This is a genomic window from Rhodanobacter thiooxydans, assembly GCF_030291135.1.
Taxonomy (GTDB): Bacteria; Pseudomonadota; Gammaproteobacteria; order Xanthomonadales; family Rhodanobacteraceae; genus Rhodanobacter; species Rhodanobacter thiooxydans_A.
Genome location: NZ_CP127409.1, coordinates 2890970 through 2904626, shown reverse-complemented (window position 1 = coordinate 2904626; position 13657 = coordinate 2890970). Strand labels below are relative to the sequence as shown.

The window sequence follows — 13657 nt, the reverse complement described above, 5'->3', positions numbered from 1 at the left end:
CTTGGAAAATACGATTAACGCAGTAGGCAGCGTGGCCTTTCTGCGCGGCCTGCTTGCACCGTATAGGGCGCTGACTTCGCGGTGGACGCTGACATTCGAGTTGACCAAGCGCGACATTCTGGGGCGCTATCGTGGTGCAAGCTTCGGCTTGTTCTGGTCGCTGCTAAGCCCATTTCTGACGCTGCTTATCTATACTTTTGCATTTGGTTTCGTGTTCAAGTCCAAATGGCCGCATGAAGTGGGGGGCGACCACCCCTATGCGATCATTTTATATATGGGTTTGATTGTGCATGGTTTTTTTTCGGAGTGCCTAACGCGCTCTCCAACGCTTATCACCAACAACAGCAACCTGGTCAAGCGTGTGGTTTTTCCACTAGAAATTTTGCCGTGGTCCATCATGCTGTCGGCGCTTTTCCATGTGGGCGTGAACTTGATGGTATTTACAGTGTTGCTCCTGGCTTTGGAGCATGGTTTGTATCTGAGCATGCTGTGGCTGCCGATAGTTTTCCTGCCGCTGCTGCCCTTAACCTTAGGCGTATGTTGGTTCTTTGCTTCGTTCGGCGTTTACCTGCGCGATATAAATCAGATCACGGGTGTGCTCTCCACCGCTATGCTGTTTGTATCGTCAGTGATGATTCCGGTCAATTCGTTACCGCCCGGCTATAGGGTTTTCTTTGAAATCAATCCGCTTACTTTCATCATCGACCAAGCACGCGAAGTCGCATTGGCAGGACATGCACCGAACTTCGTGGGTTTGGCGCTATATGCATTGGGGGCCTTTGTCTTCATGTACTTCGGGTATGCTTGGTTCATGTTAACTCGTCGAGGGTTCGCCGATGTCCTCTGAAGTCTCGATACGGGTCGATGCGCTCGGAAAGTCGTTTCCGATTTACGACAAACCACATCATCGTCTGATGCAAATGATTGCGCCGGGCCCAAAAGACCGTTGGTATCGCACGTTCCCCGCTCTGAGTGACGTAAGCTTCGAAATATGGCGTGGGGAAACCGTGGGCATCGTCGGCCGCAACGGTTCTGGAAAATCCACCTTGCTCCAATTAATCTGCGGTACCTTGACGCCGTCGGCGGGTAATGTGCAGGCGCATGGGCGCATCGCTGCGCTTCTTGAGCTAGGCGCTGGATTTAACCCAGATTTCACCGGACGCGAAAACGTTTATCTCAACGGGTCGCTGCTTGGTCTGACGCGCCAAGAACTGGATGAGCGCTTTGACGATATTGCGACCTTTGCCGACATCGGCGAGTTTATCGAACAGCCTGTCAAGAGCTATTCCAGCGGTATGTATATTCGTCTTGCATTTTCCGTGGCCATTAATGCGACGCCTGATATCCTCGTAATTGATGAGGCACTGTCGGTCGGCGACGAGGCGTTCCAGCGCAAATGCTTCGCACGGATAGATGCGATTCGTAGTGCTGGGGCAACCGTGCTTTTCGTATCGCACTCTGCGGGTGCAGTGATCGAATTGTGCGATCGCGCCCTGCTACTTGATCGCGGTGAACTGATCGCGAAGGGTACGCCAAAACATGTGATATCCCATTATCACAAGCTCATCTACGCTCCCGCCGATAAGCGAGAAGCGGTACGTGAGTCGATACGGAGCGGTGCGGCTGTCGCACACGGTGTCGTGTCTACCGAATGCGTTATCGGATCCGCGGAGGCCGTAGAGCCCGAGGATGGAGCATGTTTCGAGGAAGGCCTGCTGCCGCAAAGCACCGTGCGCTATGTCTCCCGCGGTGCAGCGATCGAGGATCCGCACATCGAGACGCCACAAGGGCGCCGGGTTAATGTCCTACGTCGTGGACAGGAGTATATCTACACCTACCGGGTGACCATGCAATGCGTAGCTGCCGCCGTGCGTTTCGGGATGATGATCAAGACGCTCACTGGGTTCGAATTAGGTGGGGCGGCTTCAGCGCCACAAGGCAAGAGTGAACTGATTGTGTCACCTGGACAGTCATTTGTTGTTCGCTTTCGCTTCCAGGCCCAACTTGCTCCGGGTACTTATTTCATGAACGCCGGTGTCACTGCGCTTGAGGAAGACGGTGAAACCTTCATCGACCGCATTGTGGACGCTGCGATGTTCAAAGTCATGCCCGATCCCTATCGATTAAGTACAGGTGCCGCCGATTTTCTTGTGGATGTCGATGTCAGCGAACTCGCTAGAGAGGCAGCATGACTGAATCCGAGCCCCAGTCGCGCGCGATCCTGGTTCTCGGCATGCATCGCAGCGGGACCTCTGCTGTTACTCGTGTGCTGAATCTGCTGGGCGTTGAATTAGGTAGTAATTTACTGCCCGCAGCTGCCAATAACAACGAGACTGGATTCTGGGAGCACGCGGGTGTAGTGGAAGTGCATGATGCCCTGTTACGCGAGCTTGATCGCAGCTGGCACGACTTGCGTCCGTTGCCCGATGGCTGGTTGTGCAGTGATGCGGCTCAGATGGCTAAGGCCAGATTGGCGGCATTGATCGAAGCCGATTTGGCCGGAGCGTCGCTCTGGGCAGTGAAGGATCCGCGTTTGTGCCGATTGTTGCCACTGTGGCGCGAGCTATTGGCAGAACTGGAGATCGAACCTTGCGTCGTGAGGGTTTTGCGCCATCCCGATGAAGTTGCTCGCTCTTTGCGTGATCGGGACGGATTTCCGCTGGAGCTGGGGCGCCTTCTTTGGCTGGAACATATTACAGATGTCGAGCGCGATTCCCGCGGGTGGCGCCGCTGCATCATTTCCTACGACGACCTGCTGTCAGACTGGCAACTCGCTGTGGAACGTGCCGGAGTTGAGTTGGCCATTCACTGGCCAGTGGAACCTGCGCACGCGGTAGCAGAGGTCGAGACCTTCCTCAATCGTGGTCAACGGCATCATGCGATTGATGCGTCGCAGGGAAATGAGCTGCCTGCGCTGATCCAGGAGGTGTATGACTCCATGCGCGCCATCGCGCAAGGGACCGGTTCGTGGGATGGTTTGGCGTCTGTGATGGATCGCTACCATCCGATCGCCGAGGTCTTTGCCCGAGGATACGACGCGGACATCCAGCGCAGCCGTGCCGAGGTCATAGAGCGTGTCGCTGCGCTGAAAAGCGATGCGAATCAACGGAGCGATGCCATGCTTGCAACGCTGCGCGAGATGGGCATTTGGGTCGATATGCCGATCGATGCGGCAGAAACGCGATCACGCGATGATTGCGCCTCGCTTTACTGGTGCGGGGAGGCTCCAGACGCATTCGATGAGTCGCGCAAAGTTACCTTGACCAGCGGCGGGTCTCCCGGCGACGCACGGTTGGTCTTCCATCTGCCGGGATTGCCACGTGTGTCCAAGCTGAGGATTGACCCATCGGTGCATCCTGGCCGGTTTGATCTCCTCGGGTTACGCATTGATCGGTCGCCCGTCGAGGATTTCGCTGGGCGCGTGGAATGCGTGAGCCAACTGCGTTTGGCAGGCCAAGGAGCGGGACACGTAGCCTTCCTCGCAATGGATGATGATCCCCATGCCGATATGAATGTCGCCGATCTGGCTGTCGATTGGAGATGCGGAGTGACGGTGGAAGTTCACGTCCTGCGGCATGAATTGCCAAAAGTCAGCTTCGACGAAATTTGGCAGCGGGTTCAGGGAGGGGCCATGGCCGCCTGCGCATCAGCTCTCGTGGAACACGGGGGGAATCAGCTGCAGTCCATCGAGAACCTGGAGATGCGCTTACAGCAGTTCTGCAGGCAATTGAGCGTGGATATGGAACGACATTTGGACGCATCCGTTGCGGGTGAACTGAACACGCTGCATGCTGAAATGCGTGCAATCGAATCGCGTTTGACAGAGCAGGTAGAGGAGTTGCTGCAACGCTCTAACGATGGTCACACTGCACATCTGGAGCAGTTTGCTCAACGGTCCGATGTCCTTGAGCAATATGTGTCCGACCTTTCTGCTTCGCTGAGGCAACAGATGGAAAGGCTCGACAGTCGCCTGGATGCGGACATGCTGGGGCTTGAGCAGCAAGCTAACGCATATACTATGACCATAGTCGAGCAGCTACGCGTGGAGGAGCGAGCATCAAAGTTGCAGCTGTTGAATCGGCTGGAAGAGCTTTTGCATGGCTCAGATGCCTTGCATTCGGAGCGGCTCGACGCATTAAGTCAGGGGGTGGGGCGTCTATATGACCGCGATGATGGTCATTCCGCCGAGTTGGCCGAATTGCGCCGGATACTCGAGGCAATGGACAAAGAGCGCCGCAGGACGTTGTTGCAACGCCTGCGTGGGGTGTTGCAGCGGCATTGATAGTGGGCATCCGTTTTCGACCCACCGAAAAGTAGCTGGCCATGCACCCATAACCGCGTAGTTACATGAACGCCATCAAATGTCTTATTATTCTGAAATTCTGCCGTCGGTCGGGACCCGACCGGCGTCGTGCGACCTGCGACATCCGCCGACGCATTTTCTCATTAACATCTTGGAGATCGAATCATGAAGTTTAAGGATACCCTTTCACGACGCGCCTTTCTGCCTGCGTTGCTCATCATCGCACCGATCGTTCTGTCTGGCTGCTCGCAAGGATCCGAGTCCTCGGGTTCACAGCCTGCAAGTGCATCCACTGCGGTGTCGACAACTTCAGAGGCTCCAGCAGCTCCAGCAGCTCCAGCAGCTCCAGCTGGGGGCGCGCGAAGCGACACCGCCACGGCTCCGTCGGTCGTGGCCTTCGCTCCGGTAGTGGAAGCAGCTCCATCGCAAGCGCCCAATACTCAATGCGCGATTGACCGCATTAATGATCAGCCTGCGGCAAGCATAAATATCGTTAAATCGGGTGCGCATGCTTATTTTGGCGGTTGGGCTGGAAATGGAAAGCTCAACGCCCTGGGCAATGGCTTGTTCATCCTGAAGGGTGCCGATATGTCTTATTCAGTCCCATTCTCGACGGGTGACAGTCGCCCTGATCTGGTGAAGGCCTTTGGTGCCGAAGGCATGGCGAATGCCGGTTTTCATATGGAGGCTTCACTTGATAACGTGAAGGCGGGAACCTATTCCCTCTTGGTAGGGGTGTCGTCGGACGCGTCAACCGTGTGCAATCTCCAGCGTACCTTGGAAGTCCAGTAGTCAAGGTATGGGTATGTAGGTAATGATGGCGGCCGAATCTCGATAACATTTGCCGCCCCTGACATGTAGTACTGGTGATTGGCTCGGCTTCGATTCCCGTGGCACGAATAGGCTGGTTAACGACGCTATACCCAGCCGTGTAAAAACGAGTCGGGTATTAACGACAGCCAATCATCGGTGCTACTGCAGTCGGTTCGTGGATTCTCTGAATTTGAGGTGGGTATGAGAAGGATTTCGGCAAGGCGCTCAAGAATTATTGGGCTCCTCAAGGCTATTTATCGACCAATGATGGTATCCAATAGCCAGGCGGCATTGGCTCAAGGTGACGGGAATGTCTCCAGTGTGCTCGGGGAATCTGGGGATTATTCGTTTGACGGTGATTTTTACCTTCGAGCCAACCCGGACGTTGCCGCATCCGGTATAGATCCTTTTCAACATTATATTGATCATGGTCGTCGGGAAGGGCGGTTGGGGGCTCCGCAGAAGATCGAATACATCGGAAATATCGCCAAACTCGACCGGAGTCGGGAGACTGTGCTGGTGGTGACGCACGAGGCAACTCTTTCCGGAGTGCCCGTTCTCAGCCTGAATATCATCAAGGAGCTGAAGAAACGCTACAACGTTGTGGCGATGCTGCTTGATAGCGGAACGTTCGTTGATAACGGCTTATTGACCGATGCATTTAAAAAATATGCCGATTTACTGGTTAAGCCGGCAAAAAATGGTCGTAATTTTGTAGTCGTCGGGTCCATCATCGACCAGCTTGCAAGGGACTTCGCGATCAGTTTCGCGGTCGTCAACAGCATCGAATCGCGTTGGGCGCTGCGGGGTCTCGTACGGAATTTTATTCCATCCATCAGCCTGGTCCATGAGTTCACTGCTTACACCCGTCCACGAGGGGCGTTCTGGGAGATGGCATTCTGGTCCTCGGACGCTGTTTTCTCGGCCCCCGTAGTATTGAAAGATGCTGTTGAAGAATATCCGAGCATCGCAGCATCAACATTCCATGTCATTCCACAGGGGCGATGCGAGCTGCCGAGTCCCAAAGTCGAAGGTTCCGACACCTCGAAGGAGGCGGCTGCCATCGTCAAGGCCATGCGCCCGAATGATGGCGACGATGCGATCGTCGTTCTTGGTGTGGGTAACGTACATTTCAGAAAGGGTGTGGACCTGTTCCTGGATTGCGCAGCTCGTATTCTCCGGATGTCTCCCGAACAAAACTTCCGTTTTGTCTGGATCGGCCGTGGATATGAACCCGAACAGGATTCGTATTCGCTGTTTCTGTCCGACCAGGTTCGTCGGGCGGGGCTGGAGGACTGCGTTGTTTTCTTGAAGGAGACATCGAGCTTGGAGTCTGCTTATCGCGCGGCAGACATCATGATGATCAGCTCGCGGCTTGATCCGCTGCCGAATGTCGCCACGGACGCGATGGCGCACGGTAAACCTGTTGTCTGCTTTGCCGAGACAACGGGCGTCGCGGACCTTTTGGCGAGACACGGCCTAAGTGAGGAGTGTGTTGCGCCTTACCTCGACACGGCAGATATGGCTACCAAAACCCTTGCGCTGATGCGCTCGTCGCCGCTGAGGGCGTCTGTGGGAGCGAAGTCGTTGGCCATCGTGCATGACGAACTCGACATGGGGCGCTATGTCGACAAGCTCGTGAAGCTGGCTGAGTCGGCGAGAAAACGTATTGAACAAGAGCGCGAAGATGTCCAAACCATTATGGACTCGAAGCTAGCTGATCCGGAGTTCCTGCTCGATTTCCATCAACGCGGCATGCTGTTTGAAGACGCCGTTAGAGGCTATGCGCGAGCCTGGGCAAGTCACATTTCACAAAGGAAGCCGTTTGCGGGATTCCATCCGGGCATCTATCGGGAACTGAACAAGTGCGAGCCGGAATTCGGTGACCCACTTGCGCACTATCTGCGGCGCGGACAGCCGCAGGGCCCGTGGCGCAATGAAGTGATAACGAATGCTACAAAGGCTCGTTCCCTGCCCAAGAGCGCGCGAGTGGCCCTGCATGTGCACGTCTATTATCCAGAATTGCTCAAGGACATCCTGGAAAAACTTGGGCCCAATGAAGTGCGCCCCGATCTGTTCATCAGTATCCCGAATGCAAACGTAAAGCAGGAAGCTGAAGCGCTGCTTCGCGGCTATTCGGGGCGGCTGGTAGAGATTGTGGAGGTTCCCAATCGCGGGCGCGACATTGGTCCTTTCTTGACGGCGTTCGGTGCGAAGATCGCCCGCGACTACGATTTCGTTGGGCACATGCATACCAAGAAATCACTCCACTGTCCGGATCCGGTCTACATCGAAAGGTGGCGCCACTTCCTGATGGAGAACCTGCTCGGCGGGACGATCAGGATGGCCGACATCATTCTTGGCCGTCTTGCGGAAGAGCCGTCCATTGGCATGGTTGTCCCGGACGACCCAGGTGCGGGTGGTTGGGATCAGAACAAGAGTTATGCGAAACCGTTGGCGGAACGCATGGGTATCGGAGCGCTTCCGGATCATTTCCTGTTTCCAATGGGATCGATGTTCTGGGCGAGGGTGGATGCTCTGCGTCCCCTGTTCGATTTGAGGCTCGGCTGGGAGGACTATCCCAAGGAGCCTATTCACCATGACGGAACCACGCTGCATGCCATCGAGCGTCTGTTCGGAATTGTTGCTGCGCACGGAGCTTTCAGGGTGGCCACGTCCAGTATTCCTGGCGTCACGAGGTAAAGGCGATGAAGGTAGTGGTCTTCGGTGGTGGGGGTTTCATCGGTTCTGCCATCGTTGACAGGCTGCTCAAGGACGGCCACTCGATCCGCGTCTTTGAGCGGCCGAGGGTGGCGCCTTATCGTGCCTTCTCGGCAATGGAGCATGTCGAGTGGTTGACCGGGGATTTGCTTAGCACGCATGATGTCAGTGAAGCGATTGACGGGGTCGACGTCGTCGTCCATCTGGTCTCGACGACGCTCCCCAAGAGCTCGAATGACGACCCCATCTATGACGTGCAGAGCAACCTGGTTGCCACGTTGCAGATGCTCAACCTCATGGTGCAGAAGAAGATACCGAAGATTGTCTTCATATCTTCGGGCGGTACTGTTTATGGCAGTCCCGAATACCTGCCCATCGACGAAAAGCATTCCACAAACCCGCATGTTTCCTATGGCATCACCAAGTTGGCCATAGAGAAATACCTGCTGATGTATCAGCGCATGCATGGGCTGAAGGCCGTCATTCTTCGCGTGGCGAATCCTTTTGGAGAGCGGCAGCGCGTGGAAACGGCGCAGGGTGCGGTTGGGGTTTTCTTGCACAAAGCACTACGCAACGAGGTCATCGACATCTGGGGAGACGGCACCGTAACGCGGGACTACATCTACATAGGCGACGTGGCCGAAGCATTCGCCCGGGCGGTTGGCTATGACGGCACACACAGCGTCTTCAACGTAAGTTCCGGCCAGGGGACGAGCTTGAACGAGTTGCTGGGCGTGCTTGAACGCACGCTTGGCCATCCTGTTGAACGCCGCTATCTGCCGGGTCGTTCCTTCGATGTCCCTGCCAGCATTCTTACCAGTGATCTCGCCAGGCGCGAACTAGGATGGTCGCCTGCCGTCAACCTCGAAGAGGGGGTTGGCGTAACGGTCGAGTGGTTGAGACAGCAAGCAGCAAATTCACCGCGCTAATTGGCAGGGAAGATTTATGGTTCTGAAAGATTTCGAGAGGGCGCCCGTTTCGCAAAAATAGACGCTCAAAAATTTACCGGAATCCGGGGAGAAGCAATGAATGATCTGAACGTACAGGGTCGAGATGCGTTTCGATACAGCGGCACGCATCTGCTGAATTCGGGCGAAGCAAATCTCGCGAACTACAACAAATGGATCAGCCAGCAGTTTGTCGCGGTTTTCCAACGTCACAGGTACAGGTCTGTCCTTGACTTCGGCGCAGGTATTGGCTCGATAGCCAGCTTGTTCAGACAGTATGCGGGCCTTCCGCCCAGCACACTGGAAATTGATCCGGTCCAGGCAGATGTTTTGCGGACACGTGGCTTTTCGCCGATTCAATCTCTCGACGAGTTGTCTGGGGATGTGGACTTTATCTATACATCGAACGTCCTCGAGCACATAGAGGACGACCTCGGAGTGCTAAAGCAATTGCATGCGAAGCTCTCCAGCGGTGGAAGAATCGCCGTCTTCGTCCCTGCTTTCGAGTCCATCTGGACCACCCTGGACGATAAGGTCGGACATCATCGCCGGTATACGAAGCTCACTCTTTCAGAGCAATTGAAGAAGGCAGGCTTCGAGATAGAGAGTATCGGATATCGGGACTCTATCGGCTTTATGCTCGCCCTGGTCTTCAAGATTGTCGGAAGTAAATCGGGCGAGCCAAGCGATCTTTCGCTCTGGATCTTTGATAGATTGTTGTGGCCGGTGAGCCAGGCTCTCGATCTGATTGCCTCGCCCTTCTTCGGCAAGAATGTCTTGGCGATCGCTCGAAAGTGATCGACTTCGTACGACGTTCCTGATCTATTCGGCCAGGAACGTCGCTTGGGCAGCCGGGCTGCCATTGGGTTGTGCGTCTGTTGGCCAGTGGTCGCCTGGCCAAGGCCCAGTTAAACGTGGGCGACCTCCGGTCGCGGTACTATCGAGGATGACTGCGACCTGGAGGCGAATACGAGCTCGTAAAGTGCGACGAATGAAAGAATTGGCACGATGCAGGCGAGTACGTAAGCTGTCGACAGGTAGTCCGGTCGAATCCCGGGGAATGCTGAAATATCAACCAGCGTCAACAGCACAAGTCGCGATGCCAAGAGGCTCCACAGTGCAGTTGCAAGGGCTACTGTGGGTGTCAGTGAGCGCCTTATGAGGCTGATCGCGAGAGTGAGAAGCATGGCGAGGAGGGAGAGTGGCAGAAGCCAGGGCAGGACGTGACCATAGGCCCACTCCGTCATGCCTTGCCATCCGATCCTGAAGCGATATCGCCGATCGTCATTGACCGAAGGCATCGAACTCTTGCCGATTTGATCAATGTGGAGCGTTGCCCCGTTGAGGGGATGACTCGACGGGTGCACGGCTTCCTCCGCCAGAGGGATGTCGACAAAACTTCCCTCTTCGTCAGCAAAGCGATAGATGCATGGCTCCTGGCAATTGACGGCAATGTTGAATCGCTGATGCAGTGCCGCCGGATCCCCAAGCCCGGTGACGAGATCAGGGCTGTCGTCGCGAGCAGGAAGCGAGATGTTGACCTGGCCACCCGAGGAGATCTTGCCCGAGATCCAACCCTTCTTGTCTCGTCCGTAATACCAGCCTGAAATGCTGTAGGTGCTGGTGTCGCTTGATCCAGCCGTGCGTAGCGGGGATCCAAGAAACCTCACGTCTGCCATGAGGTTGGCGGCTGGCCCCGAGGACGGAGGGTTGACGACAGGAAGCGGGATGTCAAACGTAACCATGCGAAGTCCAAGCAGGAGGGTCGCAGGGAATTTTTCCCACTGTGAAGCGGCGATCCGTGGAAGCATGCTCACCGGCAATGGCTTGCACCGCAGTTTGCCCGCCTTGCACGCGTCTTCCACTTCATTCGTCAATTGTCGATAGAAATTCGCGGCGCGTTTGGGTGACCCATAGTAGCCATTTATGGCAACGGCACCGCGAAGGGCCCACATGAACCAGCCGCCAGCGATGTCACCGCAGGTCTTGGGATAGATCTGGCAGCCGAACTGCCACGATGACCCGGTGGGTGGATCGAGATAACCCTTCAGTTTGAGGAACGAGGGGCTTACTTGATAGATAGCCTCTCGTGCCTGCTTCGATACCGGCACATAGGGGATCTGTTCACCCGCCTGCACGGATTGCAGTGCCGACATGGCTTCCTTGAAGGGCGACGAACTGACCTCGACGCCAACAAAGGATCCGTAGGCGATCCTGTTGATACAGGAAAAGACGACCTGCGTTACACCGTAGCCGGCGATAATCACAGCGACAGGGGCCAATACCAAGGTTTTGATGCGTTGCTTGTCGTGGCGATACAGGATCGAAGCCAGCACAATGACGGCAAGCCCGGGACCAATCCAGATGCCTTCTTCTCTGGTCAGAGAGAACCAACCAAGAGCAAGGCCTGTCAGCAGCGCCCACGTATATTGGCGCTTTCGTGATATATCGAGATAAAGCGTCGCCATCATCCCTGCAAGTACAAGCAACATCTGCCCAGGATAGATGCTGTCTCGAACTATGCGTTCGAGATACGGGGAGGCGGGCATCCAAAGCGTGGCGATGTAACCAAACATCGCCACATTCGGCATGCGTGTGAGACGCGCAAACACCCAGAAGAACAGGCCAACGGTGAAGCCATGAAACAGGACTTCTGATAGGGAGATCGGGATGCCGAGCCAAGCATTGATGGCTAAGAAGAGGGGGTAACCTGGTCCTTTGATCAAGGTAAGTTGGTCATAAGAGCCCAGCCAGTGTCCATCGGCGATACGTTCGCCCATCGATATGAAAAGCTGGTCGTCGTGGACCGCCTCGGCGTGCACAGCGATAGGGGTATGCATGCGGACAGAAACGTAGAGAAGGCTTGCCACAATACTCAAGAACAGCTTTATGACCCGTGCGCGACTCTGGCGATTGTCCTGCGTCATGCCCGGATCCGGTGATTTGTTGAGATTCATGTTGGCTAGTTCTTCTTTCAGCAGGCCATTGCCTGGAGCGAGCACGATGGCTCCCGGTAAGTCGGCACTATTCGTGTGACGTCATCCGTAATGACCGGGCAAGCGCCACTAGGCTCATCTTTGCGGCACGGCGAACACCCACAGAGACGACAATACGAAACTCAAGCCGGAAGCCAGTACGGTGCTGACTCCGGCCAGGATCCAGTTTGGTGATTGCGGATAGATATGCGAGATGGCCTGGGTGATGCCTGCGGTAAGAAGGGCGCACGTCACCTGTGCCAGGGTGTAGCGTGGCAGCGTCACCTTGTGGGTTGCCTCAGAGCGAAAGGTCCATCTGTGCTGCAGCACATAAGCAACACAGAAGGACACGCCATAGGCGCATATCGTAGCCACGAAGGGGGCAAATCCCAGATTGGCCCGGCAGAACCACATCAGCACGAAGTAGAGCAGGGCGCAGCCGCCACCCACGATAAGGAAGCGGACGAACTTGCCGCTCATTGCCGGGTGCTGTCGTCGATCTGTGCCGGTTCGCTCGGTGGCCGTACTTCGATATCCAGCATGGCGGAGAGGAAGCTGGTGAAGGCGATCTGCATGGCCAAGGCAATGCCGGTGCCGGAAACGACGAGCAGGCGAATCAATTCACCATAGCGCAGTGGCCCGAAGCCGGTATCGCCCCACACCACGAGGCATCGGATAATACCCGCCAGGCCCGCGACGAGAAGTACGCCAGCCACGATCAGCGAGCGTTCGAGAGTCAGTGGCGACACGTAGCGCTTCAGCGCATAGTTGGTAGGCAGCAACCCGCGCGCCGCAGCATAGCGCCTGGCGACGAGGGCGAACGAAATGCACTGCGTACCTATCAGCATGGTGATGCAGCCCGCCACGATGCTGTGCACGTCGAGCGTGATGCCGCGGGCGATCGTGATCGGGCCTGGCATGAGCGCGAAAGTGAGTACCGCGCCGATGGCGAAGGTGATCAGGCCCGGGTAGAGGAACAGCCAGCGCGGGCTGTACAGCAGCAGGAAGCGCAGGTGACGCCAGCCGTCGTGCCAGGTCCGCAGATGGGGCGGGCGCGACCGGCCATCCTTCGACAGCGTGGTCGGTACTTCGACGATGGCGTACTTGGCCAGCGCCGAGCGCACCACCATTTCGCTGGCGAACTCCATACCAGTAGTGTTGAGGTGCAGGGCCAGGATGCGATCGCGGTTGAAACCACGCAGGCCGCAGTGGAAATCCCGGACCGGGATCGAAAAGAACAACCGGCCGATGAAGCTGAGCACCGGATTGCCGAGGTACCTGTGCAGGAAAGGCATGGCGCCCGAGGCAATGCCACCACGGAACCGGTTACCCATGACCAGGTCGTTGCCTTCGCGCAGCCTGGCCACGAACGAATCCAGCTTGCTGAAGTCGTAACTATCGTCCGAGTCGCCCATGATGACGTACGTCCCTCGCGCATTGGCGATGCCGTGCGACAAAGCAGCACCGTATCCGCGGATAGGAACATGCACGACACGCGCGCCGTGCTTCTGTGCAATTTCGATCGAGCCGTCGGTGCTGCCATTGTCCGCGATCAGCACTTCACCACGAACCCCGCTCTGCTGCAGATAGGCCTGTGCCTTGTCGATACAGATGGCCAGGGTCTCGGCCTCGTTGAGGCACGGCATCAGGATGGTCAGTTCTAGCGGTGAACGCTCATTCATGGAAATCAATTTCCTCAGATCGCCGGGCTACTTCGCGCCTCCCGAACCCGGGATGCTCTGATTCTGCTCGTCGTTCCCGCGAAGGGGGTATCCATTGTCCCTCCTTTCAAGGGTCTGGACACGGAATCCCGCTCTCGCGCGGATGACGGCAGTTGTTCAGGCCTTCCCTGAGGCCCAAGACGAACGTTAAAGCGTGGCATGTTGCTGTAAACTCGC

Annotated in this window: 10 protein-coding genes; 7 read left to right on the top strand and 3 right to left on the bottom strand. The window is 56.3% G+C overall.

Annotation, left to right across the window (positions count from 1 at the left end; genetic code table 11):
- Position 1 precedes the first annotated feature (1 nt).
- The 7 genes from QQA13_RS13370 (at position 2) to QQA13_RS13340 (ending at position 9582) form a co-directional block, all read left to right on the top strand.
- The gene (locus QQA13_RS13370; RefSeq protein ID WP_286042181.1) at positions 2–847 is read left to right on the top strand and encodes an ABC transporter permease; all 846 of its coding nucleotides are present in this window, start codon (positions 2–4) and stop codon (positions 845–847) included.
- On the top strand, positions 837–2192 hold the full coding sequence (locus QQA13_RS13365; RefSeq protein ID WP_108470433.1) for an ABC transporter ATP-binding protein: 1356 nt from the start codon (positions 837–839) through the stop codon (positions 2190–2192). Before QQA13_RS13370 ends, QQA13_RS13365 begins: the two co-directional genes overlap by 11 nt.
- On the top strand, positions 2189–4282 hold the full coding sequence (locus QQA13_RS13360) for a sulfotransferase family protein (protein WP_159082145.1): 2094 nt from the start codon (positions 2189–2191) through the stop codon (positions 4280–4282). Before QQA13_RS13365 ends, QQA13_RS13360 begins: the two co-directional genes overlap by 4 nt.
- 186 nt (positions 4283–4468) lie before the next feature.
- The gene (locus tag QQA13_RS13355; protein ID WP_159082146.1) at positions 4469–5095 is read left to right on the top strand and encodes a hypothetical protein; all 627 of its coding nucleotides are present in this window, start codon (positions 4469–4471) and stop codon (positions 5093–5095) included.
- A 285-nt stretch (positions 5096–5380) separates the two neighbouring features.
- A complete protein-coding gene (locus QQA13_RS13350; protein WP_159082147.1) occupies positions 5381–7819 on the top strand; it encodes a rhamnan synthesis F family protein in 2439 nt (812 codons plus the stop codon).
- A 5-nt stretch (positions 7820–7824) separates the two neighbouring features.
- Entirely contained in the window at positions 7825–8766 is a 942-nt protein-coding gene (locus QQA13_RS13345; protein WP_108470438.1) for an NAD-dependent epimerase/dehydratase family protein, read from the top strand.
- A gap of 96 nt (positions 8767–8862) precedes the next feature.
- On the top strand, positions 8863–9582 hold the full coding sequence (locus QQA13_RS13340) for a class I SAM-dependent methyltransferase (protein ID WP_108470439.1): 720 nt from the start codon (positions 8863–8865) through the stop codon (positions 9580–9582).
- Between the two features lie 110 nt (positions 9583–9692).
- On the opposite strand, the gene QQA13_RS13335 is transcribed toward QQA13_RS13340, so the two are convergent.
- The 3 genes from QQA13_RS13335 to QQA13_RS13325 all read right to left on the bottom strand — a co-directional run bounded on the left by QQA13_RS13335 (position 9693) and on the right by QQA13_RS13325 (position 13441).
- A complete protein-coding gene (locus QQA13_RS13335; RefSeq protein WP_159082148.1) occupies positions 9693–11786 on the bottom strand; it encodes a hypothetical protein in 2094 nt (697 codons plus the stop codon).
- 69 nt (positions 11787–11855) lie between these two features.
- Positions 11856–12239, bottom strand: coding sequence for a GtrA family protein (locus QQA13_RS13330; protein WP_108470441.1), 384 nt, complete (start codon positions 12237–12239; stop codon positions 11856–11858).
- Entirely contained in the window at positions 12236–13441 is a 1206-nt protein-coding gene (locus QQA13_RS13325) for a glycosyltransferase family 2 protein (protein ID WP_108470442.1), read from the bottom strand. The genes QQA13_RS13330 and QQA13_RS13325 overlap by 4 nt, the downstream gene beginning before the upstream one ends.
- Between the last annotated feature and the right edge of the window lie 216 nt (positions 13442–13657).

Excerpts from the sequence above, each read along its gene's own strand:
- QQA13_RS13365 (WP_108470433.1), top strand. The coding sequence starts at position 837 with ATGTCCTCTGAAGTCTCGATACGGGTCGATGCGCTCGGAAAGTCGTTT.
- QQA13_RS13360 (WP_159082145.1), top strand. The coding sequence starts at position 2,189 with ATGACTGAATCCGAGCCCCAGTCGCGCGCGATCCTGGTTCTCGGCATG.
- QQA13_RS13355 (WP_159082146.1), top strand. The coding sequence starts at position 4,469 with ATGAAGTTTAAGGATACCCTTTCACGACGCGCCTTTCTGCCTGCGTTG.
- QQA13_RS13350 (WP_159082147.1), top strand. The coding sequence starts at position 5,381 with ATGATGGTATCCAATAGCCAGGCGGCATTGGCTCAAGGTGACGGGAAT.
- QQA13_RS13345 (WP_108470438.1), top strand. The coding sequence starts at position 7,825 with ATGAAGGTAGTGGTCTTCGGTGGTGGGGGTTTCATCGGTTCTGCCATC.
- QQA13_RS13340 (WP_108470439.1), top strand. The coding sequence starts at position 8,863 with ATGAATGATCTGAACGTACAGGGTCGAGATGCGTTTCGATACAGCGGC.
- QQA13_RS13330 (WP_108470441.1), bottom strand. The coding sequence starts at position 12,239 with ATGAGCGGCAAGTTCGTCCGCTTCCTTATCGTGGGTGGCGGCTGCGCC.
- QQA13_RS13325 (WP_108470442.1), bottom strand. The coding sequence starts at position 13,441 with ATGAATGAGCGTTCACCGCTAGAACTGACCATCCTGATGCCGTGCCTC.